Genomic DNA, 22,693 nt, shown 5'->3' with positions numbered 1-22,693 from the left:
CAGTTCTTAGATCGCCTCAGCGTAATCAACCATCGGCTCGCCCTTTCTGAGGGTTACGTATGCCTTTTTGAATCCCGGACGTCGACCTTCGATGCGGCCGCGCTTCTTGACCTTGCCGTCGTACTGAATTGTTCGGACCGCAGCCACTTTCACATTGAAGATCTCTTCGACCGCTGCCTTGATGGCGATCTTGTTAGCCTTCTTGTCAACACGAAACGTCAAGACCTGTCCCTGCTTACGAGTGTCGTTCTCTTCGGTCGAATCTTCCTTAAGAATTACGCTCTTTTCGGTGATGACCGGCGACTTCAATATATCCCAAACTCCTAAACTACTCATTTTCAGTCGCCTCCTCTGCTGTCTCTACCGCCGGAGCTTCTTCAACTACCGGTGCGGCCTCGGCCTTCGGTGCCTTTACGGCTTTCGGCTTTGCTTCTTTCTTCGCCTTCGGCTTTTCCTCGACCTCTACTTCCACCACTGCTGCTGCGACCTTGCCGGTCTCACGCTTCGGATCAAGCAGTGCACTTAATTCCGCAAGCGCCGCTTTCGAGATCAGAAGCTTTTCGTGATAGATGATGTCGTAGATGTTCAAGCCAAAACTATTCGTGACCTTCGTCTTTTGAATGTTCCGCGACGAGAGAATAAGATTCTCGTTATCAAGCGAATCAATGATCAGCGTCTTGGCACGTTTCTTGTTCTCGACAAGGCCCAAAGTATCCAACACGCCCAGAAACTCGGAGGTTTTCGCATTTGCTATGCCAAACTCATCAATAATGATCAGGTTGCCTTCGCGAAGTCTTTCTGAGAGTGCCGAACGCAAAGCACCGCGGCGCATTTTCTTCGGCATCTGGTAGGACCAGTCGCGGGGCTGCGGTCCGTGTACGTTACCACCGCCCTTCCATAAAGGTGAACGAAGCGATGCGATACGCGCCCGGCCGGTTCCCTTCTGCTTCCAGAGCTTGCGGCCCGAACCCGAGACGTTTCCACGCGTTTTCGTCGCGGAAGTTCCCTGTCGGCCGTTGGCCTGATAATTCATAACAGCCGAGTGGATCAAAGCTTCATTCAATTCGACGCCGAACACGGCATCAGCAAGCTCTACTTCCCCGACCTCTTTATTCTTCAAATTGCGAACCTTTACGGTAGGCATAATGTTCTCACTCCGTTTTCCCCGACCTGCGGTCGAGAAATCTGCTCATTCAGTATGTTCATCCGATCGACCCGGAATTGAACTGCGAATAAATATTAACTAGCTCTTCTTTACGATCACCAAACCGCCATTCGGTCCAGGCACCGCGCCGCGAACCATAATAAGGTTATTCTCGATATCGATCTTTGCTATCGTTAGCCCCTTCACCGTGACACGGGCATCGCCCATATGTCCTGATGAACGCGTACCTTTAATAACACGCGAGGGATAAGCCGATTGACCGATGGATCCCGGCTCGCGGACATTCATCGAACCGTGCGACTCGGGTCCACGTGAAAACTTGTGACGCTTGATCGTACCGGCAAAACCACGTCCTTTGGACTTGCCGACCACATCGACCGCATCGCCGTCCGCAAAGACGTCGACCTTGATCTGATCACCGACTGATGCTTCAGGCTCGACCGTCAGACGGATCTCCTTCAGTACACGTGTCGGGGGCAATCCGCCGCCGGTCTTTTCAAAGTGGCCGAGCAATGGCTTGGTCACATTCTTCAGACGGATGGGCTTGTCTTCGACCAGGCCCAACTGGACCGCATTATAGCCGTCGCGGCCTGCAGCACTTTTAGTTTGGACGACGACACACGGCCCTGCTTTAATGACCGTAACCGGAGTTACTGTGCCATCCTCAGCAAAAAGCTGCGTCATTCCCATTTTTCTACCAATGATTCCGCTTATCATAATCTTCCTGAGCCTTACGAGTCCCTCAAGTCTGTCGAGTCGCGAGTCATTTTGGACTCGAGAGACTCGATCGACGCATTTGACTCTATCGACTAATTCTTACCAAACGCCTTGATCTCAACATCAACACCCGCCGGCAGATCCAATTTCATCAACGCATCTACCGTTTCAGCGGTCGGATCGAGGATGTCCATCAATCGCTTGTGGGTCCTGATCTCAAACTGTTCACGCGACTTTTTATCAACGTGCGGCGATCGCAAAACCGTCCATTTGTTCTTGATGGTCGGTAGCGGGATCGGTCCTGCGATCCTTGCTCCCGTCCTTTTTGCCGTGTCAACGATCTCCTGCGTGGATTGATCCAGAACGCGATGATCGTAAGCCTTTAACTTGATGCGAATCTTTTCGTTTAACATAATCTTCAATGTCCAACAAACTTCAGTTTGCTGATCGACAAACTAAAGTTCGTCGAACGTTATTCCACGATATCCGAAACGGTACCGGCACCGACCGTGCGGCCACCTTCGCGAATAGCGAAGCGGAGGCCCTTTTCCATTGCGATCGGAGCGATCAGCGTGATCTCCATCTGGATGTTGTCACCCGGCATCACCATCTCGACTCCGGCCGGAAGGTCTGCAACGCCGGTCACGTCCGTTGTTCTGAAGTAGAACTGCGGGCGATATCCCGTAAAGAACGGGGTGTGGCGTCCGCCTTCTTCTTTGGTGAGGACGTATGCCTCAGCCTTGAACTTCGTGTGCGGTGTGATGGAACCCGGCTTGGCGATTACCTGTCCGCGTTCGATCTCCTTTCGCTCAACTCCGCGGAGCAGCAGTCCTACGTTGTCGCCCGCCATTCCGCTGTCGAGAAGCTTCTTGAACATCTCAACGCCGGTTACGACCGAATTCCTCGTATCCTTGATACCGACGATCTCGACCGGTTCGTTGACGTTGATCTGTCCACGCTCGATTCGGCCCGTTGCCACTGTTCCACGACCCTGGATCGTAAAGATGTCTTCCACAGGCATCAGGAACGGCTTGTCCGTCTCGCGGGCAGGTGTCGGGATGAAATCATCTACCGCCTGCATCAACTCGTCGATCTTTGCTTCCCACGCGGGGTCGCCTTCGAGTGCCTTAAGTGCTGAACCCTGAATGATCGGTGTGTCGTCGCCCGGGAATTCATAGCTTGTCAGCAGCTCGCGGATCTCCATATCGACCAGCTCGAGCATTTCTTCGTCGTCGACCATGTCAACTTTGTTCATGAACACGACCATCGTCGGGATACCGACCTGGCGTCCCAAGAGGATGTGCTCACGGGTCTGAGGCATAGGGCCGTCAGTCGCTGCAACCACAAGGATAGCTCCGTCCATCTGTGCCGCTCCCGTGATCATGTTCTTAACATAATCGGCGTGGCCCGGACAGTCGACGTGGGCGTAGTGACGATTGGCCGTCTCATACTCCACGTGCGAAGTAGCAATTGTAATTCCTCGTGCCTTCTCCTCAGGTGCATTGTCGATCGAATCGAACGAGCGAAACGTCATCTTTGCATTGTGCTTCGACATCACTTTCGTGATCGCTGCCGTCAATGTCGTCTTGCCGTGATCCACGTGTCCGATCGTTCCAATGTTTACGTGCGGCTTGCTGCGGTCAAATTTCTCTTTGCTCATGATCTCTCCTTAGTTTTGAGTTCCAGCATTAGCTGGCTGATTTATTACGGGCCACCCTAGCGTGGAACTCCGAACTCCTAGGTACTTGCTCCCGTACCCTTGATCTTCGCGATGACTTCCTCGGCGACATTTCGCGGAGCTTCGTCATATCGCTCAAAATGCATACTCGATGTTGCTCGTCCCTGTGTCGAGCTGCGTAGATCCGTCGTATAACCGAACATTTCCGATAGCGGCACAAATGCCGTCACGACAGAAACATTGCCCGGACGCGGCTCCATCTTGTCGATCTGTCCGCGACGGCGATTAAGGTCGCCGTTAACAGCTCCCATATATTCTTCCGGCGTGACTACCTCGATGCGCATGATCGGTTCGAGCAGTACCGGTTTGGCCTTTTTGACCGCGTCCTGAAACGCGAACGAACCAGCCAGTTTGAATGAAATTTCATCCGAGTCGACCTCGTGATACGAACCAAACAGCAACCGGACCTTGATATCGACCAGTTCGTAGCCTGCAAGGAAACCACGCTGCATTGCATCGCGAACGCCTTCCATCGTCGGCTTGATGAACTGACGCGGTATCGATCCACCGGAGATCTTGTCTTCGAAGACAAAACCCTCGCCCGGAGCCGGTTCGATCTCGAGCTCCACATGGCCAAATTTACCACGGCCGCCCGACTGCTTCTTATATATCTCTTTACCGGGTGCTCCCTGCGTGATCGTTTCGCGATAAGCAACCTGCGGTTTGCCGACGTTCGCCTCGACGCCGAATTCGCGTTTCATGCGGTCGACGATGATCTCGAGGTGCAGTTCGCCCATACCGGCGATGATCGTCTGACCGGTCTCGTGGTCGGTCGTGACCTGAAAACTCGGATCTTCCTGAGCAAGGCGGTTAAGAGCGATGCCCATTTTATCTTGGTCCTGACGGGTTTTCGGCTCGACCGCGACACGCACAACCGGTTCCGGGAAATCCATCGACTCAAGAATGATCGGTTTTGACTCGTCCGATACGGTGTCGCCTGTGGTGGTATTTTTCATACCGCCGATAGCAACGATCTCACCGGCCGACGCGGTTTCGACATCTTCTCGCTTGTTAGCGTGCATCAGCATAAGACGGCCGACGCGTTCCTTTGAATCTTTGATCGTGTTCGTGACATACGAACCCGATGAAACGGTTCCCGAATATATACGGACGAAAGCTAACTGGCCCAAATGCTTGTCAGCCATCAGTTTGAAGACAAGGCCCGAAAACGGAGCTTTCTCATCCGGCGGACGAGTTTCAATTTCGCCTGTTCGCGGATTTTCGCCTTCGATCGCAGGGATATCGAGCGGGCTCGGCAGAAAATCAATAACCGCATCGAGCAACGTCTGTACGCCTTTGTTCTTAAATGCCGAACCGGTGAAAACCGGCACGATCTTCATTGCGAGAGTTCCCTTTCGGAGAGCGACACGGATCTCATCTTCGGAGATCTCTTCGCCCTCAAGGTACTTCATCATAAGGTCGTCATCGATGGCCGAGACAGCCTCAACGAGTTTGTCGCGGGCCGCTTTCGAAGCGTCGAGCAGGTCAGCAGGGATCTCGAGAGTTTCGTAGTTTGCTCCCTTGGCCTCATCACTCCAGACAAATGCCTTCATCGTGATCAGGTCAACAACGCCCTTGAAATGCTCTTCCAAACCGATCGGCAACTGCATAGCTACCGCATTTGCGCCGAGCCTGGTCAGGATCGAATCAAATGAACGTTCGAATGAAGCACCGGCACGATCGAGTTTGTTGATAAAGCAAATGCGCGGCACGCCGTATTTGTCGGCCTGACGCCAAACCGTCTCAGACTGCGGCTCAACGCCGGCAACGCCGTCGAAAACACAAACCGCACCGTCAAGAACACGCAGCGAACGCTCGACCTCCATTGTGAAATCGACGTGGCCCGGCGTATCAATAATGTTAATGCGGTGCTCGACGTTGTTGCGAGTCCAAAAACAGGTAGTTGCGGCGGACGTGATCGTAATGCCGCGCTCCTGCTCCTGCTCCATCCAGTCCATCGTCGCCGTTCCTTCGTGAACTTCGCCGATCTTGTGCGAAACACCGGTGTAAAACAGCACGCGCTCCGTCGTCGTGGTCTTACCCGCGTCGATATGGGCCATGATGCCGATGTTTCTAAATTTGTCTAAACTGATCTTTGCCATTTTCGTAAATCGTTAAACGCAGATCGCAGGTAGTATTTCTATTGACCACCTACGATCTACAATTCACTAGAACCTGTAATGTGCGAACGCCTTGTTGGCCTCTGCCATACGGTGGACGTCGTCCTTCTTCTTCATCGCTCCGCCGCGACCGTTTGTGGAGTCGAGCAACTCGCCTACCAGGCGGTCGACCATCGTTTTCTCACTGCGGTTGCGTGCGTTCAATACGATCCAGCGGATCGCCAGCGTATTGCGGCGGTCACGGCTGACTTCGAGCGGCACCTGATATGTTGCACCACCGATGCGGCGTGACTTGACCTCGAGGGTCGGAGCGACGCCGTCAATAGCTTTCTTAAATACCTTGATCGGCTCTTCACCGGTCTTTTCGGCAAGCTTGTCCATCGCCGCGTAAAAGATCTGCTCAGCGACGCTCTTTTTGCCTTCCCACATCAGACCGTTAATAAACTTGGTCACGGCGATGCTGTTATAGATCGGATCCGGCAATACTTCTCTTCTTCCTGCAACTCTACGTCTTGGCATATTCTATTACTTAGCTCCCTTCGGACGTTTTGCACCGTACTTCGAACGGGCCTGATTGCGGTTTGCGACGCCTGAGGCATCTAGCGTACCGCGGACAACGTGATAACGAACACCCGGAAGATCCTTGACGCGGCCGCCGCGGATAAGCACGATCGAGTGCTCCTGCAGGTTATGCCCGATACCCGGAATGTAGGTCGTGACTTCGATCTGGTTGGTCAGACGCACACGAGCAACCTTACGAAGAGCCGAGTTCGGCTTTTTCGGTGTCGAGGTGTAGACACGTGTGCAAACCCCACGCTTCTGCGGATTTGACTGCAGAGCGGGGCTGGCCGTTTTATACTTAACGCGTTGGCGTCCTTTTCTAACTAATTGGTTGATCGTCGGCATTTTTCGTTACCTTAAATTTAAAACTTCGAAAGGCAAAAGTTCTCTCTTACCTGACTCTTGCCGGACGTGTCCGGCAGTTAGCTCAAGCAGCATTCAGCTTGCTTAGTTAATTAAATTGAACCGTCTTCCCGAGAAATTGAGACTTTGCTGTAGCGTGGTATAAAAGATATGTTCAGTTTCACCGAACGGCCTGTGATGACCGTCTTTACGCAACAATCCGTGTTTCAATTCTCAAAAATCATCCTTGTTTTCTCACGTGGAGTCACAAGGCAACCCAGACCGCTATAGTCCGAAACTTTAGATATTATGAATTTGACCTGTTCTTGTCAAGCCGACAGGTCCGGTAATCGCAAATTATAGAGAAAGTTGAAACGGCTACGTTTCGGCACGAAGTAGAGGTGCTCAGAGCAAGGGAGTCTTCCCGGCAACAATAAATAAGGTAAGGCTAGAAAACCGGGCGAATACTCGTTATTTAATTCGTGCGACCAATGTACAGGTTAGTCAGACGCTTTCCGATAAAACACCCGAGCACCGCCGAGAACGTACAAATCGCTAGGATCGGCAGGTCAATGGCGATGAAGCGGGGACCAAAGCCGCTAAACAACACATACAGGCAAGTGAAGATAATAATCGGCGACGCAAGAGACAATCCACCCGAGATATATCCGCGTGGCCAAAATAGTCCGGCGATAACGCCAAATACAAGGTAAATGCCCCCTGAAACAAGTGCTCCAAATAGAAGTGAGAAAGTCCCCGCGGTAATTGCGGACATAGATGCCCACGAAACCACTACCATCGCGATCGCCCCAAGTAATAGTACACCGGCAATTCGTATGATTAACGACAACATTTGAATCAGTTCACCTCTACCTATAACTGGGAATACGTCTACGATCGGCCTTCAGTGAAAAAAAAATCGGATCATTCATCGATATTTGTTTTTTGATTACTTTCAATCGTTACATCTTCAAGAACCTTACTAACCATTCGGTTTCGTACACGATTCTCATTACTAGTCCCTGGGAAACTCTTGATCACATCGCCGGCAGAATCAATAAGAATGTGTGAGGGAAAAGCTATGGCTTTTATTGAAGGCAGGACATTCTGAAAGTCGTTAGTCCAAATCATCGACTCAGTGTCCATATGTAGCGACTTCACATAGGCCGATAGATCATTTGCTTGAACTTTCGGAGAGAAGCAAACTATATAATAATTAACCCCGATCTCCTTAACCTTTTCATTTAAAAAATGAAATTGCTCTTCGGTTTCTTTGCATGCGGCACAGCCTGGGTCGACAACAGTAAGCAACGTGAGTCTGCCATTGGATTTTTCGGATAAAGAAATACCCTTTTCATCTTTCAAGGAAGTTAAATCAATTACTTCCCCGTTTTTAGGTCCGATCCAATCATACCCTTTCGACATTTTTGCCGTGTAATCATAACCGCGAAGATCTTCAATGATATCTATAAAGTAGGAAGATCCTTTAATTATCAGAACGACTACAAAGGTAAGTATAAAACAAACTCCTAGTGAGAGTATTTTTGTTCGCATATACTTATTGATTCGGCATTCGAGTACGGAGAACCTTTTTTTCTAACTCAACATCTTTCTTAACTTTCTCAAGTCTTTGCAAAGTCGATTCCAATAAACCAAGCTTTAACCGTATCCGGCTCCGTCGAGAGCTGATGGTTTTCAGCGAACCCTGAATACTGGATTCATCCGTTTCAAGCAATTCGGATGAAAGACTCTCATAGTCCTGCAAGGGGGCCCAATCCTTTTCGGGTAAAAAGTCCGGATTTTCATCATCTGTTTTGTTGATATATTTGACCGCATTTCTAAAAATACTTTCGGATTCGGTGGGTTGGATTTTTAGATATAATCCTGCAAGAGTAAGGTAATTACTGGCCGCATCCTTAGCGTTAACTTCGATCGAGTCGAGTTCTTTCCTTATCCCTTCAAGATTTTCAAGATAAAATCCGCGATCTTTAACCGGAGAGATTTTGTATGCTATACGAAACCTTGTATAGGGTCGAATCCGTTTTGGCGTTCGGTCAATAACCCGATATACTGCCGGCAGGTCTTTATTTTCAAAATATACAAGAGCCAACTTAGAAGCATAGTCCGCACGAAATTCTTCCCATATGTCATTACGAATAAAATTACGTTCATCCTCAGTCATATCGTCAAGAAGTGAAACGATATCCTCGAATTTCTTCATGTCGTTAAGTTTCTCTATAGCTCGGTGGAAATAATGCACTTTAAGTCCACGGTCATTGGTGTCCCGAGCAGCGCGTATGAATTCATCAGCAGTCTGCGGGCCATTATCGCCTGTCTCCGCCTTGGTTATTCCTGCTGTATAGCCGGTAACAAACGGTAGGCATAGCTGCACCTGCTGCCGAACAGTCAGAGCCAGATTCGGCAAGTATTCGTCAAATTTATCAAGCCGCTCAGTTAACAAAGGTAGAATCTCACATCGCGTGGCTCGGTCAGGTTCACTCAATGTTGCGGCTGAGATCATTTCTGCTAATAACTCAAGATAAGACCGTCGAGCCGTATCCGAAAATGTTTTGCCATCGCGAACCTCAAAAACTATGATCCCAAGACCTCCGGCAGATTGATAGCCGAAGTTTCGTCTGACAGCCGCCAACGCAAGCTGAAATAAACCTTCGGCGAGTATCGAATCCTTAAAATTCAACTTTAGAATCAATGCGTGCAGCCGTTCAGCGTACCCGTAATTGAGAGATTTCACCCCCAACGCATATCCTAGCTGTGGATTTTTTTCAACAATTTGAAGTCCAATCATTACAAAGGAATCGGCGTTCGCCTTATCGCCATTTCCTTTTGTTTCGAGGATCTTTGCAATCTTCTCGGTCAATGATTGACTCAATTGCTCATCGAGCGAGGCGATAATTTGGAGTGTCTTTTGACTATATTTGATCTTTTTCGAAAGATCGATTGTGTCGTCTAACTCCACATCTCTCAACATCAAGTCGGACGCCTTCTTTAGGAATCTATGGGCTTCGGCGGAATCAACTTTCCACCACATTTTTGCCAACAGAGCCAGATAAAATGTTCTTTCAGAATCATCGACTGACTTAGAATCGTTAAAAATTCCGTTTGTCAGCTCATCTACACGTTGCTGCCAAATGAGCAATTCTCTAGTATTTTTCGTTTCTTGCTTTTGACACAAAACGGACGAGAAAAGTAGGAATATGGATAACAAAGCTATAAATAAGACACAACTACTCGGATATTTGCACTTTCTCATTCACATTCCTCCTCATCATCGCTAAAATTACTGACATTGTGTTAATGGAGGGCAGTTATTTCCTGAAAAGAGACATACTTGATATCCCTGACCGTCAGGACGTGAATTGTGACAACCTTCATTCGTACAGCCCCCTGGGGGAGGGGTACACGACGGAGGCCCCAGATTTGCCTCAATATTAACACTTCCTAACAAGCCTCCAAGAATTATGGAAACCAAAATAATTCTGCGAATAGGCAATTCCGCCAATATCTTCTTCATAGTTACTCTCCTAATTAATTTGTGTGGAACGCTGACGATTCAGGATATTTTTTTGCTTTGTTAAACACAACAATTATTTCTTGTTGAAAAATCTTATTTATAGGCGGAAACTCATATTACTGTCTATTTGGCGGAATTGACTGTTCGATTTCCCAACAACGTTTGCGATATGCGGACGGAGTTATACCGAATTTCTTTTTGAAGCAGCGGGTAAATTGGGTGTCATTGACGAGTCCGGTTTGAACTCCAATCTCTTTGATCCGCAGAAATGTCGTTTCGATCAAAAATTTGGCTCGCTCCAACCTAAGACTACAAAGATACGCCATTGGCGGCATTCCGATCTCTTTCTTGAAAAGATTAAGAAAATGTGAGCCAGAAAGTTCGGCAATACGAGCCATTTCGTCCACACACCAAGCGTGTCCCAAATTTTGTGAGAGGATTTCTTTTATGTGGAAAATTCGTCCGTCCATTTCGGAAGTCCTGAAACAGGGCGCCAATAGTAATACCCCCCCTTAGATTTTGTCAAACTTAGACGTCAGTTTTTACCCATATCGAATTTGGATTTGTTTACTAGAATTTGATAAAGTTTCAAGTTTCGATAACTTGGCGATTTCTTCCAATATAATAGAGAGCAATAAACGCATGACGAATCTTGAAACATATCTAGCTAATTTTACCGAGTCTGACTGGCTCGCCGCGGTTGAGACGCTTTTGCCGGAGATCCACGAGGTCGATAAGAATGCCGTGCAGATCTGGTTCCGGTTTTATCCGCTCAGTCTCAAACTGGCGATCGACGCTGCCGAAGACCGTGATGCGACCCTGCACAGCTTTGGTATGCAGGGCAATTTCGACATTGCCGGTCAGATCGACACTTCGCACCATTTCCTCTACGGCCATCGTTACTGGAAAACGGTAAAAGCGGCCATTGAGGCCGAGGCTGTGGTCTTCACCGATCAGACGCACGAGCTTGCCGAGGAGATCAAGCAGATCGCGATACTTGTCGCCGAAAAGCTAAAGGCTGATCGGAAGTTGGTAAATGCGATCGTCGCTGTCGGCCTCGCAACACTAAATCAAGTCGGACTTGATGCTTTCAAGGCCGCCGCCGGCGAAATAGAAAAGGCGTCCGGAATAATGTCGAAATCGCCCGATGCGATCGTCACCGAGCGTGCAACTGACGATTCCCAGGGCATATTCGGCTTTCTCAAGACGGTCAATAAGAAGTTTTCGGTCAATTTCGCGTCGCTAAGTGCCGCCGGCAAATTTGCCATAATGCAGGATCAGGAGGTCACCGGAGCCTCGGCCAATGACCGCTCGCAGAATTGGCAGGCCAAGGACGAACGCTGCTGGGAAGGCCCGGTACCGGTCGAGTGTACTGCTGCCTCGTGCGGAACCTGCTGGGTCGGAGTTTTAGGCGGACAGGACAAATTGACCGACGTCAGCCCGCGTGAACGCCGACAGATGAAGATATTCGGCTATAACCAGCCGGACGAACCCAAACCTTTCATTCGCCTTTCGTGTCAGGCTATTGCGTCCGGCAACGTCAGTATAGTAATACCCCCGTGGAATGCCATCTTTGGCAAAAAGATCCACGGCAACGTCGAGGATCTAGTCCTGCAGCCTGCCACGACGTCTGCTAAGGTTCTTCGCGAAACTATCGCGTCCGCGACCAGCGACGAATAAGCAAACCGGTCCAACACAGAGATCACAGCGGGCACATAGATAAAAAATCAATTGGCCCGTCTGTGTTCTCCGTGCTCCGTGTGGTACAAATCTCTCGTGGTCCAAGAAAAGAAACCAATTCCGCCTGTTGTCTTGGTCGTCCTCGCGGTCCTGCTCTGGAGTACCGGCGGGATGTTCATCAAGCTTGCGACCAATCTTGACGCATATCAGGTAACATTTTTTCGTTCATTGCTGGCCGGAATTACGGTCTTGATCGTCACGCGGCGCAATGGATTGCGGATAAACGCGTTCGGCCTGATGGCGTCGGGCATCTATGCCTCTCTTCTGTTTCTCTTCGTGTGGGCCACCAAGCACACGACCGCCGCCAACGCTATATTTCTCCAGTACACGGCCCCGATCTACATTCTGGTCCTTGCACCCTTCATCATCGGCGAAAAGTTTCACCTGCGTGATCTCGTCACGATCGTTTTCTGTATTGGCGGAATGAGTCTTTTCTTTGTCGGCGATCTCAATATCGGCGATTATCAGGGTAACATCGCGGCATTGGGTTCGGGCATCGCTCTCGGACTTTACATAATGCTCCTGCGTCATCCGCGGGCGGCGGCGATGAATTCGACGATCACCGTCATCTACGGCAATTTACTGCTCGCGCTTATTATGCTGCCGTCCGGGATCGCCGCCATACCGAAAATGACGCTAATGGATGCCGCAGCGGTCGGGTTTCTAGGAATTTTTCAGATCGGTGTCGCATACATTCTATTTATTAAGGGCGTCAACCGCGGCACTCGCCCACTTGATGCCTCGATCATAGGCTTTATCGAACCGCTGCTAAATCCGGTCTGGGTCTTCTTCTTTGTCGGCGAACAGCCACAAAAGTGGGCGATTCTCGGTGGCGTAGTGATCGTCGTGACCGTCATCGCTCATACATTTATCCAATACCGCAATCGACCGACAACCGCTACCTCCGCCTAGCCGCGTCGCTCAGGACATCTGCGATTATGGCTTCGAAGGAGCACCAGTTCGGAGTTCTTTTGCACGTTCGATCTGGGTCTGTATCTTTTCGTCGGTAAGTGCAGGGAATATTTTCTGATGAAGGGCGAATTCGGCGGCGGCCTCGGCGTCTTTTCCCTGTAGCGTTAACAATATTGCTCTATCGAGGTGATAGCCTGGCGAACGCATCGGGGATGCAACGACCTTGGTCATGTCGTCGATGACACCGCGTAGATCGGCGAGTTTCCAGCGGATCCGGCTGCGTAAAGAGTAGCCGTAAGGGTCTTGAGGATTCATCTTGAGTCCTTTTTCGATGTTCTCAAGAGCCTTGACGTCGTCGCCATTATCGATATAAATTCGGCCTATCGTCATGTACGCGTGGGAAACATTCAGCATTTGCTCCATCTGAGCAGTCTCCCTATCCGATTCTTCTCTTGTTGAAGGCCGGGACCTCACGACGCCGGTCGAAATTAGGAACTCCTGTTTGTCCTTGCTTTCGCCCGACTCACGTTTGACGGCAGCACCACCGCCGACGATATCAACGTTGGCTACTGGCTCTTTGCCCGCGTGACGTCCTTCAAACGCGGCAAGGAAGTCGCTGAGCACAAGGATCGCACTGTCACGTTCACCGGCCCTTTCACGAAGTTGAGAAATGCCGATAACCGCTGACGCGAGCCTTGGTTCGTAGGACAATGCGGCTTGAAAATCCGCCAGTGCACCGTTCGCGTCGCCGAGATCTTCTTTGACCCGTCCACGGTCGACGAAAATTCGGGCCGGGTATTTCGAATTTGCAATAGCCGAATCGAGGTCCTTGACCGCTCCGGCGTAATCCCGCTTAAACTTTCGGTACATCGCCCGTTTCTGATAAACTTCGCCCGCCGCCGGATCGATCTCCAGCGCCACGGAATAATCCGCGATGGCTCCATCCAGATCGCCCTTCATGGATCGAATATTCCCGCGCATTAGGTGTGCTTCGTAGAGATCTTTCCCTTTCTCGATTGCCTTGGTCAAAATCGCGATAGCTCCGTCGCTATCACCGGCTCGGAATTTCGCTCCGGCGTTCGCTGCCGTCGTCGATGAGAAATATTGAGCCTGCGTAATGGAAAACAGAATAGGCAGGAAAAGCAACGATACAAAAATCTTTTTCATATTAACCTCACACTACAATAATGCTGTAGGAATTGCAACGAAAATTGATGACCGCAAAACGCTCTGCGGACTTTAGAAGATCAATGCCAATCAGCAATCCATTTTGCTGCCTCGAAGTCTTCGCTCTAGCCGGTGACTCTTCAATCTCCGGGCGTCGCCGAAGGTGACGAAGATAATAGCCCGGGGTGAAACCCCGGGGAAATATCCGGGTTATCGTTCGCTCCCTAAAAGGGAGCAACATCCGTCTCGATCTGTTCAACCCCCTTTAGTGTCGGAATTTATTGGTGATGTGTTCCCGGGGTGACGTCGAGGTCCACCGGCCAGCCAGTTATGCGGTAAGCATAATTCACTAAGGAGTCACGGAGTTCACAGAAGTCTTTCAACGAGTCTTTCTCTCTGCTCTCCGTGGCTCTGTGGTGAGGGATCCGCATCTCGGCGGCAACATTTGTTGCATCTTTGCAACAATCTGCTCTTGACGGCACATCCAACTCGGAATAGAATTCGCGTATGACTGAGATTATCGAAGAGTCGGATGGCGTAGGGTCGGGTGCGGATCAGTATTCGTATCAAGAAAAGAGTTACAAATTACCGAGCAGTTGGGTGCCGAATCCGGAACTGCAGAAGATGTATGAGGATCAGGACCGCAGCGTGACCCGAGGGCTTATGCGGATGCTCCCGATATGCTCATTGTCGAGCCCGCCGACTATTTTCTTGAACACGAATACGAAAGTTCCTCTATCAAAGAGGTCTTCGGGCCATTCTGGCACGAGATGGAACTGTCGATCCTCTTTTCCCATTCGGTGTGGGCAAGAGCGTTTTGGCGACGCAGATCGCCGAGTGTCTCGCACGGGACAAGCGGATCCCGCCATTCGACGATCGCCAGACACCTGCACTGGAACCGAAAAAGGTTCTCTATATCGATTTCGAACTCGACCGGGCTCAATTCCGACAGCGCTATGCCGTCATCGGCGAGGACGGCGTCACGCTTGAAGACAAATATGAGATGTCACCCAACTTTTTGCGCGGTGAGGATTACTGGGACGGCAATATGATCGAGGGATATTACAGTTTTACAGATATGCTCCTGCAGGATTTTGATAATCGGATCGCGGACCACGATGTCCAGATCTTGATCATCGACAACCTATCCTTTCTGACACCCGGCACCATCGCCAATGCGACCGTAGCCTTTAAGTTGATGCATCAACTGCAGAAACTCAAGAAATCACGCGAAATATCGATCCTGATCGTCGCTCACACGCCCAAGTCACTACGGCACGGCCCTTTGACAGAGCAAGATCTGCAGGGTTCAGGCGACCTCGTAAAGGTCGCCGACTCGATCTTTGCGATCGGACGTTCCCGCCTATCGCCGGATCTAAGGTATCTCAAACAGATCAAGTGCCGTTCGGGCCGCATCGAGTATGGCGAAGACAACGTCGCGGTCTATCGCTTAGCCAAATTCGATCTCGCCGCTCAGTTGGGCACCAAAGTGGCCGACGCTACGAGTTCAGAAAATTTTCTCGGTTTCGATTTTCTGGCATCTGAATCTGAAGAGGGACATTTCGCTTTGCGGCGGCGATATTCCACCGGATCGACCGTGAAGCGTACAAAGCGTAGTGGCCGGATCGGCCGAGCCAAGCGGTTGGCATCGGAAGGCCGCAGTTTGTCGGAGATCGCTTTGTTGCTCGGCATCGGCAAATCGACCGCAAAGCGATATGTAAATGATGCCTGATCAAACTATGCTCAAAGGTTGAACTTTGACATAGGCGAAGGGCCTTGCACAGACGAAAAATGGCACGATTTGTGACGATAAGAGCTGTATTGACAATACTTACAGGGCAGCAAAAAGTTCAAAAATGGCACGATTTTTGGCACGACAAATGGCACGGCAACTCGTGCCCTCAAGCACGCTTTTTGCCGAAGTTTCTTAATTAGAATTAACTGGACTCCGGGCTGAGTTGATGTATTGATAACGGATTTTTACAAAACATTACGAGTTATCCCAAACTAATGCGGCAGACGTGGCGTAATTACTTGCAATAGGATCGTTAACTCGGTTAGAGTTTTTGGACATACAGGTATGGATCACTTGGACTTTGTTGGGCAGACAGTCGACGGCAAATACCACATCGAACGCGAGTTGGGTCGCGGCGGTATGGGGACCGTCTATCTGGCAACACATCTGGGCACCGAACGGCCTGTAGCGGTCAAGATCATCGCTCCGCAATATATGCAGCGGGCCGAATTTGTCGAGCGATTCAGACGTGAGGCAAGAGCCGCGGGGCGATTGAGGCATCCGAATGTCGTAAATGTTACCGATTTTGGATTTGCCGAGTCGAACGTAGGACAGGTCGCGTATCTCGTAATGGAGTACCTCGACGGTTGTACCCTCGGCGAAATACTCGACGAAGAGCGAAATCTGCCGGTCGCGTGGACGCTCGACATTCTCGAACAGGTCTGTTCCGCAGTTCAGGAAGCTCACGAACAAGGCATTATTCACCGCGACCTCAAGCCCGACAATATTTGGCTCGAACCTAATCAGCGCGGCGGATATACGGTAAAGGTGCTCGATTTTGGCATAGCCAAACTCGAAGATCAGGCTGACGGCGAGCAAACTCCGGGCGGCCAGCGTTACCAGCCGATGCCGACATACGCATCGCCCGCACGAACCACACTTTCAGGTAATGCCGGCGAGGGCACAATTGCCGACGCGGGCGGCTCAACAATTATTTCCGAGGCGTCGACGATCGCTCAGACTATCGAAAGCTCGACGCGGGCGGGAGATGGTTCGACAGTTAGTGTGGATCCGGTCGGCGACGAATGCAAAACTGCAATACTTTCCGACCTTGACTATGACAATGTCGATCAGGAAACTGTCGGCACACAGATGATCGCCGATCTTTCGCCGACACCGCTGCGAATCACCCCAAAGCATTCTACCGGGAAATCGTTACTTGATTCGCCAACCACCTCCGGCCTTACGCGAGTCGGCGCTGTCTTGGGTACGCCGCTCTATATGTCACCCGAGCAATGCCGCGGTGAACACCTGGATCCGCGTTCTGATATCTACAGCCTCGGAGTTATCGCCTATCAGATGCTTTCAGGAGAGACGCCGTTTTCGGGTGACTTTAAGGAAGTGATGGAGTCGCACAAGAATGTTGAGGCACCACCGATCAAGGCAAAAAAAGTCCGTCGTAAAATGCGATTAGCGATCCACTCTGCTCTGGATAAAGACCCCGATAATCGCCCGCAGACTGCCGAAGCATTTGCCAGTGTAATGCGTTCGCGAGCGGAAGGTATCTTTGGGCTGTTGCGGCGAGCGTTGGTTATATATAGCGAACACCTACCGAAGTTTCTGCTGCTTACGACATTCTTTTTACTACCGGTCGCTCTATTGACGATCGCACAAGTAACAATTTCATTTCTCAAGATCAGCGGGACAATTGCCGAAACGACAGGCAACGCCCTGATCGGCGCTATCGTGTTGATCTCGTCGATCGCGACTGCGTTTTTCACGACGTTGACCGTTGCAACCATCGTCTGGATCGTAGCTCAGTATCTCGCGGTACCGTTGCGGCCTGTGCGTTTACGCCCGGCATTAGCCGAAACACGGCGCAAATGGAAAAAAATCAGTGTTAATGGGATCGTCACGGTTTTTGTCCCGTTCATTTTCGCAGCAATTGCTGCTCTTGCCGGTTTGATCGGTTTTGGTGGGACCGCTTGGGCTCTCACGAGTGCGACCGGATCTTCGGTCGATCCGGCACTTTTTGCCGGTGGTGGAGCACTTGTCGGAGTGATCGGCGGATTTCTTTACGGATATGTCGTGTGTATGTTGATCGCCCCTGTCGCGATCCTTGAGAATCTCAGCGTTCGTGGCGGATTTCGTCGCTCGCGTCTGTTGACGGCCCGATCATTCACGACATCGCTCGCCGCCGCGGTAATTATGTTTCTGCTGCCGATGGTGCTCGCAGGTGCACTATCGTTCGTCGTTGGCGTCACGGCGAAGGCTTTCGATCCGAAGGCAAATGCTCCGGTCGAGGTCACTCAAAACGATAATGCGGTTACGGAAAAGAACCCCGAGACAACTGACCAGCAGCCAAATGTGTCGAGTGAAAAGGAGGGTGACCTGAATATTCGCGTCGGCCCTCGTTCCGCCGTTGAGGTCCGCGGCGAAAAAAAAGATATGCGTTCGCGGGTGAAACACGCTGTACTCGAGTCGCTTATTCAGATCTTTTTCTTGCCGTTGCAGATCTTTGCGGTTTCGTTTTCTTCTATAATTGTCGCGTTGCTTTATTTGAAAACGCGGCTCGCAGGCGGCGAACCAATGGCCGATCTACTCGAAAGGTTTGAAGACAACGATCGCCCGCGTAAGAAATGGCAGGAACGCGTTCGAGCACGCCTCATTCAGTCCGGACGTATACCGAGTCGTCCGTGATCGGACCGGTAATTGTTGAAATTGTTTCCCGGATAAGCGATGCAGCATTCCCTTTTCAGAACTTTCGCGACAGTTATTTCGATGGCGTTTGCGGCTACGGTCGTAGCGGCACAGGACGTGGTGCGTGAACTGAAACTTGCTCCGGGAGCGAGCATCGAAATCGTCAATCGATCCGGCCGCGTTGCCGTTATTGCCGAATCGGGCGACGATGTCGTTTCAAAACTCGTTGCCACATCGCCGAAGGCCCTTTCCGAAACTGAACTAAAGATAACAAGTTCAGGAGGCCGAGCGGTTATCGTGATAGTGCCGGCTGACCCTAAGAAGCGGATCGACGTTGTCGTAACCGTACCTGAAAGAGTCTCAATAAATGTCGAGACACGAGACGGGGCGGTCGAGGTGTCGGGTAATATCGCCTCAGTGAATGCAAAAACAGAAATCGGGACCATCACATTGGACGTGCCGTCAGATGAGATAAAGTATTCGCTTAAGTGGACCGAGTCGCGGCCCCGTTATGTTGCCGATTTCGATCTTGAAGATATCAAGGAACGGTCGGGCGGCAGATTCGAAATAAAGGGCACGCACCGCGGCGAAGCGGTATTAAGAACCGAAAAACCTGTCCCCGATACCGAAAGCGGAGCCGAAGTAAGCGACGTGAAATCAAATCCAAAAGATAAGAAAGTGAAATTGAATCGTGAAAGGTCCGGTACGATCGTACTCGATTTGACGACCGCCCGCGGGATCGTGCTGATCAATGTACCGCCAAACGAAGTCGGAAGCGACCTCCGCGAACGCCCTCTCACAAATGCCGCAAAGGCGATCGTCCGTAGCGGCGACTCACTTTTAATGGAGGCGATCCGCCGTGCAGCACCTAAATACTACGGCGACTATGCTCGCAGCCTTCCGCCTTTGAAAAAGGAACCCGAATTCGCTGCCAAACGTGAAATGCCAGATGTCGCGGCAGCGGAAACACATTCTGCCCTAGTCCGCGTGACCGGCCTCGACAATCGTGCGATCGCAGGACTGGGAGTAAAGGATTTTGATGTCACGGAGGGAGGAGTGAGTCGTCAAGTGCTCGGCGTCACACAGTCAACCGCTCCGTTCAATCTGGTTTTGTTGCTGGACGTGTCTGGCAGCGTTGAGAATTACGTAAATTTTATTCGCAAGGCTGCCCGGGCGTTTGTCGAAACCGTTGACAAAAATGACCGTGTGGCGATCATCACGTTCAACGACGACTCCAAAGTGCTTTCGAAGTTTACGACTGATCGAGGAAGGTTGTCTGAAAGTCTCGATACGTTTGACGCCGGCGGCGGCACGGCATTCTACGACGCTCTTGCGTTTACGGTTGCAGACACGCTTAGGCCACTAAAGGGCGAACGCACCGCGATCGTCATCCTAACTGACGGCGAAGATAATCGCTCTTTTCTAGCGTTTGATTCGCTTATGGGGTCGATCCAGGAGAGCGGTGCACTTATTTATCCGCTCTACGTTCCGTCGGGCCTGATCGCCGCGGCCGCCTCGGGGCAGAACGCGGATATCGACCCGATGCGTAAAAAATATATGTCGCTGTCTGCCAAATCACAGGGCGAAGGCGAGCGACTGGCAAAGGTTTCGGGCGGAGTCTATTATCCGATCTCGCAGATCTCTCAGATCCAAAAGGCGTATGAAGATATCGTCATCCAACTCCGCACCGCCTATATTGTCACGTATCGCTCCGACTCAGCCGCCGGCAATTCTCCGCGGCTCAAGATCAAAGCAAAGCGTGAGAATACGTACGTGACGATCAACTCGGTCGGCAATAAATAATATGGCAAAGCCGCCCTCGACCGTAAAATTTATACAGATCACGGTCGAAAACCATTGCTCAACGACCCAGGCCATTCGTCGATCGGCGAACGACCCCGTACACGCTGACAATCGAACTAAATTATGTTCAAATTAGATATTCGAGATCATCTGACGGCGAAGCTTATTGGATAATCCACTGTTACAAACACTTTTTGAGGAACCCGAAAGACGGCCACTATCGGTTTCCGAACTCAACGCTGAAGTGCGCGGTGCATTGGAGCGGCAGTTTTCCAATATTTGGGTCGAGGGCGAGGTTGTAAACTTTGTCGCGGCGAGCTCAGGGCATTGGTATTTCAACCTTAATGACGGCTCCGCTCAGATCAAATGCGTTTGCTGGAAAGGCACGAATTTCCGCATCAGGTTCAAGCCGCAGAATGGCATAACGGTCCGGGTCCGAGGCAAGATCAGCTTTTATCCGGCACGCGGCGAGACGCAGATCGTCGTCGAATCGCTTGAACCGTCCGGCGAAGGAGCCTTAAGGGCGGCATTTGAACAGATCAAGGCAAGCCTTGAGCGCGAAGGCCTCTTTGCACCAGAGCTAAAACGCCCGCTGCCCTTTTTTCCACGTAAGGTTGCGGTCGTCACAAGTTCGACCGGTGCGGCGTATCACGATATTTACAATGTCTTAACAAGGCGGGCCGGAACCGTAAGCATCGTGCTCGTTCCGACGCTCGTTCAGGGCGAGGGAGCGGCGGACAGTATCCGAAAGGCCGTCTGTGACACCAACGAATACAACCTGACTCTGCCGGACACTGACAAGATCGACGTGATGATCGTCGGACGCGGCGGCGGCTCGGCCGAAGACCTCTGGGCATTTAACGACGAGCAACTTGCTCGTGCTATCAGATCAAGCTCGATCCCGGTAATATCCGCTGTCGGACACGAGATCGATTGGACCATCGCTGATATGGTTGCCGACCTTAGGGCTCCAACGCCATCTGCTGCAGCCGAGATCGTAGCCGGCCGGGAGATCGATCTAATAAATGGGCTCATTTCGGCAGAACAAACGCTTTCTCAGCTTATAAGCTATCGTGTCCTCGAGACGCGTGGCGACGTGGATGGGGTGATCGGGCGAATGAACGAGAGCTTTGCCGTCGGCTTTCGAACGATCAGAGATCGCTATAATCTCTCAGCGTCGCGTTTGACTCCGCAGACGGTAATGGCCCGGCTCGCGGCTGCCGAGAGCAGATTGACGCTGCTGGATCATCGGCGGACAGCGGAGGCTAAACGATGTGTGAATGCCAAAATTGACGCGTTGAAGCTGCAGATCGCAAAGCTCGACGCTCTTTCTCCGTTGGCAGTGCTTATTCGCGGTTATTCGATCACGCAAGCCGTTGATGGGCGCGTATTGCGAGATCCGTCTGAGACCAAACCCGGCGATAGATTGGTTATACGACTCGAGAAAGGCAAACTTGACGCTGAGGTGATCGCCGCTGAATAACCGCGGTTTTCCGTAATGAGAATCTATTTACAAGAGAATACTGCGGCAGGCCGGCGAAAGCGATTTCTTGTGATCGGTTTGGCATTGGTCGCAGTAATATCACTGATCGGCAGTCTTGGATCTTATATATACTGGCAGCGATTGAAGGATACACCGCAATATTCACTCGCGTTGCTGATCGATGCTGCCAAACGAGACGATCAAAACGAGATAGATGAGCTAATAAATATTGATAATGTGGTCGATGACTTTCTGCCGCAGATCACGGTCAAAGCCGTTGAAATTTATGGCCGCGGACTTCCGCCGGCGATCGTTGGCCAGTTAACAAAGGTCGCTGCCCCAATGATGCCGGCGGTTAAGGACCGTGCCCGGGCGGTACTGCCGGGATTGATCCGCGAGCGGGTCGAGCGATTTGGTAATGTGCCTTTTGCCGCGATGGTCCTGGGAGCGGGTCAATATTTGGACATTAAGGTCTCCGGCGACAATGCTATCGTAAAGAGCAAGTTGCCCGAACATCCGCTCGAACTAAAAATGCGGCGAAACGGTGCTCGTTGGCAGATCGTCGGGGTCCGAGACGAACAACTTGCTACTGACATTGCTAAGAAGATCGGCCAGGAGATCATCTCGATCGCGATGGGCGGGATCAATAAGACCGCAAACCAGCTCGGTATTGGGAATCTGGCGGATCTATTACGACAAGCCGAAGAGCTAATCAAATAATTATGGAAAACACTTTTGAAAAGTCCCTCGAAGAACTGGAATTGATCGTCAATAGTCTCGAAAGCGGCGATCTTCGGTTAGAGGAAAGCCTTGAACTTTTTGAACGCGGCGTCAAACTTTCACGCAAATGCCGTGAGCGCCTGGCAAATGCCGAACGGCGCATCGAGATACTTATGAAAGACGCTGATGGCGACCTGACCGCAGAGGCGATCGAACCGGAAAATCTTCGTGGTTAACCTTTAGCGTATCGAAAAGGAA

General features: G+C 51.0%; 21 protein-coding genes. 8 read left to right on the top strand and 13 right to left on the bottom strand.

Going from position 1 to position 22,693, the window contains the following annotated elements; all coding sequences use genetic code 11:
* Positions 1–6: 6 nt before the first annotated feature.
* The 12 genes from rplW to IPQ00_05240 all read right to left on the bottom strand — a co-directional run bounded on the left by rplW (position 7) and on the right by IPQ00_05240 (position 10,573).
* Positions 7–336 (bottom strand): 50S ribosomal protein L23, encoded by a 330-nt coding sequence (gene rplW / locus IPQ00_05295; protein MBL0239977.1) that lies wholly within the window; start codon positions 334–336, stop codon positions 7–9.
* Entirely contained in the window at positions 329–1,144 is an 816-nt protein-coding gene (gene rplD, locus IPQ00_05290; protein MBL0239976.1) for a 50S ribosomal protein L4, read from the bottom strand. Before rplD ends, rplW begins: the two co-directional genes overlap by 8 nt.
* A 99-nt stretch (positions 1,145–1,243) precedes the next feature.
* On the bottom strand, positions 1,244–1,882 hold the full coding sequence (gene rplC / locus IPQ00_05285) for a 50S ribosomal protein L3 (protein MBL0239975.1): 639 nt from the start codon (positions 1,880–1,882) through the stop codon (positions 1,244–1,246).
* A gap of 92 nt (positions 1,883–1,974) precedes the next feature.
* Positions 1,975–2,295, bottom strand: coding sequence for a 30S ribosomal protein S10 (gene rpsJ, locus IPQ00_05280; protein MBL0239974.1), 321 nt, complete (start codon positions 2,293–2,295; stop codon positions 1,975–1,977).
* A gap of 59 nt (positions 2,296–2,354) precedes the next feature.
* Complete coding sequence (gene tuf, locus IPQ00_05275; protein ID MBL0239973.1) at positions 2,355–3,542, bottom strand: elongation factor Tu; 1,188 nt, start codon at positions 3,540–3,542, stop codon at positions 2,355–2,357.
* A gap of 77 nt (positions 3,543–3,619) precedes the next feature.
* The gene (gene fusA / locus IPQ00_05270) at positions 3,620–5,722 is read right to left on the bottom strand and encodes an elongation factor G (GenBank protein ID MBL0239972.1); all 2,103 of its coding nucleotides are present in this window, start codon (positions 5,720–5,722) and stop codon (positions 3,620–3,622) included.
* 66 nt (positions 5,723–5,788) lie between these two features.
* Complete coding sequence (rpsG, locus tag IPQ00_05265; GenBank protein MBL0239971.1) at positions 5,789–6,259, bottom strand: 30S ribosomal protein S7; 471 nt, start codon at positions 6,257–6,259, stop codon at positions 5,789–5,791.
* Between the two features lie 6 nt (positions 6,260–6,265).
* A complete protein-coding gene (locus IPQ00_05260; GenBank protein MBL0239970.1) occupies positions 6,266–6,646 on the bottom strand; it encodes a 30S ribosomal protein S12 in 381 nt (126 codons plus the stop codon).
* 472 nt (positions 6,647–7,118) lie between these two features.
* The gene (locus IPQ00_05255) at positions 7,119–7,496 is read right to left on the bottom strand and encodes a hypothetical protein (GenBank protein ID MBL0239969.1); all 378 of its coding nucleotides are present in this window, start codon (positions 7,494–7,496) and stop codon (positions 7,119–7,121) included.
* 71 nt (positions 7,497–7,567) lie between these two features.
* Positions 7,568–8,197: a hypothetical protein gene (locus IPQ00_05250; GenBank protein ID MBL0239968.1), complete on the bottom strand. Its 630-nt coding sequence runs from the start codon at positions 8,195–8,197 to the stop codon at positions 7,568–7,570.
* 4 nt (positions 8,198–8,201) lie between these two features.
* Positions 8,202–9,869, bottom strand: coding sequence for a hypothetical protein (locus IPQ00_05245; GenBank protein ID MBL0239967.1), 1,668 nt, complete (start codon positions 9,867–9,869; stop codon positions 8,202–8,204).
* A gap of 422 nt (positions 9,870–10,291) precedes the next feature.
* Positions 10,292–10,573, bottom strand: coding sequence for a helix-turn-helix transcriptional regulator (locus IPQ00_05240; protein ID MBL0239966.1), 282 nt, complete (start codon positions 10,571–10,573; stop codon positions 10,292–10,294).
* Between the two features lie 244 nt (positions 10,574–10,817).
* On the opposite strand from IPQ00_05240, the gene IPQ00_05235 reads away from it, so the two are divergent.
* Together IPQ00_05235 and IPQ00_05230 are read left to right on the top strand one after the other, a co-directional pair.
* Positions 10,818–11,855: a (2Fe-2S)-binding protein gene (locus tag IPQ00_05235; protein ID MBL0239965.1), complete on the top strand. Its 1,038-nt coding sequence runs from the start codon at positions 10,818–10,820 to the stop codon at positions 11,853–11,855.
* A 78-nt stretch (positions 11,856–11,933) separates the two neighbouring features.
* Positions 11,934–12,827, top strand: a complete 894-nt coding sequence (locus IPQ00_05230) for an EamA family transporter (GenBank protein MBL0239964.1) — start codon at positions 11,934–11,936, stop codon at positions 12,825–12,827.
* Between the two features lie 24 nt (positions 12,828–12,851).
* Here the strand turns inward: IPQ00_05230 and IPQ00_05225 are convergent, their stop codons facing one another.
* A complete protein-coding gene (locus IPQ00_05225; protein MBL0239963.1) occupies positions 12,852–13,994 on the bottom strand; it encodes a tetratricopeptide repeat protein in 1,143 nt (380 codons plus the stop codon).
* A gap of 817 nt (positions 13,995–14,811) precedes the next feature.
* Here IPQ00_05225 and IPQ00_05220 point away from each other — a divergent pair.
* The 6 genes from IPQ00_05220 (at position 14,812) to xseB (ending at position 22,671) form a co-directional block, all read left to right on the top strand.
* A complete protein-coding gene (locus IPQ00_05220) occupies positions 14,812–15,726 on the top strand; it encodes an AAA family ATPase (protein MBL0239962.1) in 915 nt (304 codons plus the stop codon).
* Between the two features lie 348 nt (positions 15,727–16,074).
* Positions 16,075–18,429, top strand: coding sequence for a serine/threonine protein kinase (locus IPQ00_05215; GenBank protein MBL0239961.1), 2,355 nt, complete (start codon positions 16,075–16,077; stop codon positions 18,427–18,429).
* 39 nt (positions 18,430–18,468) lie between these two features.
* Entirely contained in the window at positions 18,469–20,232 is a 1,764-nt protein-coding gene (locus IPQ00_05210; GenBank protein ID MBL0239960.1) for a VWA domain-containing protein, read from the top strand.
* Positions 20,233–20,398: 166 nt separating this feature from the next.
* The gene (gene xseA, locus IPQ00_05205) at positions 20,399–21,715 is read left to right on the top strand and encodes an exodeoxyribonuclease VII large subunit (protein MBL0239959.1); all 1,317 of its coding nucleotides are present in this window, start codon (positions 20,399–20,401) and stop codon (positions 21,713–21,715) included.
* A gap of 15 nt (positions 21,716–21,730) precedes the next feature.
* On the top strand, positions 21,731–22,435 hold the full coding sequence (locus IPQ00_05200) for a hypothetical protein (protein MBL0239958.1): 705 nt from the start codon (positions 21,731–21,733) through the stop codon (positions 22,433–22,435).
* Positions 22,436–22,437: 2 nt separating this feature from the next.
* On the top strand, positions 22,438–22,671 hold the full coding sequence (gene xseB, locus IPQ00_05195) for an exodeoxyribonuclease VII small subunit (protein MBL0239957.1): 234 nt from the start codon (positions 22,438–22,440) through the stop codon (positions 22,669–22,671).
* The last annotated feature ends 22 nt before the right edge of the window (positions 22,672–22,693 follow it).

It is taken from the genome of Chloracidobacterium sp. (assembly GCA_016720705.1).
Classification (GTDB): Bacteria; Acidobacteriota; Blastocatellia; order Pyrinomonadales; family Pyrinomonadaceae; genus OLB17.
Note: the sequence above shows the minus strand (reverse complement) of the source record. Positions and strands in the feature narration are given on the sequence as shown.

Coding starts and splice junctions, on each gene's coding strand:
- fusA (MBL0239972.1), bottom strand. CDS start 5,722: ATGGCAAAGATCAGTTTAGACAAATTTAGAAACATCGGCATCATGGCC.
- IPQ00_05200 (MBL0239958.1), top strand. CDS start 21,731: ATGAGAATCTATTTACAAGAGAATACTGCGGCAGGCCGGCGAAAGCGA.
- IPQ00_05215 (MBL0239961.1), top strand. CDS start 16,075: ATGGATCACTTGGACTTTGTTGGGCAGACAGTCGACGGCAAATACCAC.
- xseB (MBL0239957.1), top strand. CDS start 22,438: ATGGAAAACACTTTTGAAAAGTCCCTCGAAGAACTGGAATTGATCGTC.
- IPQ00_05235 (MBL0239965.1), top strand. CDS start 10,818: ATGACGAATCTTGAAACATATCTAGCTAATTTTACCGAGTCTGACTGG.
- rplW (MBL0239977.1), bottom strand. CDS start 336: ATGAGTAGTTTAGGAGTTTGGGATATATTGAAGTCGCCGGTCATCACC.
- IPQ00_05210 (MBL0239960.1), top strand. CDS start 18,469: ATGCAGCATTCCCTTTTCAGAACTTTCGCGACAGTTATTTCGATGGCG.
- IPQ00_05260 (MBL0239970.1), bottom strand. CDS start 6,646: ATGCCGACGATCAACCAATTAGTTAGAAAAGGACGCCAACGCGTTAAG.
- tuf (MBL0239973.1), bottom strand. CDS start 3,542: ATGAGCAAAGAGAAATTTGACCGCAGCAAGCCGCACGTAAACATTGGA.
- IPQ00_05255 (MBL0239969.1), bottom strand. CDS start 7,496: ATGTTGTCGTTAATCATACGAATTGCCGGTGTACTATTACTTGGGGCG.
- rpsJ (MBL0239974.1), bottom strand. CDS start 2,295: ATGTTAAACGAAAAGATTCGCATCAAGTTAAAGGCTTACGATCATCGC.
- IPQ00_05225 (MBL0239963.1), bottom strand. CDS start 13,994: ATGAAAAAGATTTTTGTATCGTTGCTTTTCCTGCCTATTCTGTTTTCC.
- rplD (MBL0239976.1), bottom strand. CDS start 1,144: ATGCCTACCGTAAAGGTTCGCAATTTGAAGAATAAAGAGGTCGGGGAA.
- rpsG (MBL0239971.1), bottom strand. CDS start 6,259: ATGCCAAGACGTAGAGTTGCAGGAAGAAGAGAAGTATTGCCGGATCCG.
- IPQ00_05240 (MBL0239966.1), bottom strand. CDS start 10,573: ATGGCTCGTATTGCCGAACTTTCTGGCTCACATTTTCTTAATCTTTTC.
- rplC (MBL0239975.1), bottom strand. CDS start 1,882: ATGATAAGCGGAATCATTGGTAGAAAAATGGGAATGACGCAGCTTTTT.
- IPQ00_05250 (MBL0239968.1), bottom strand. CDS start 8,197: ATGCGAACAAAAATACTCTCACTAGGAGTTTGTTTTATACTTACCTTT.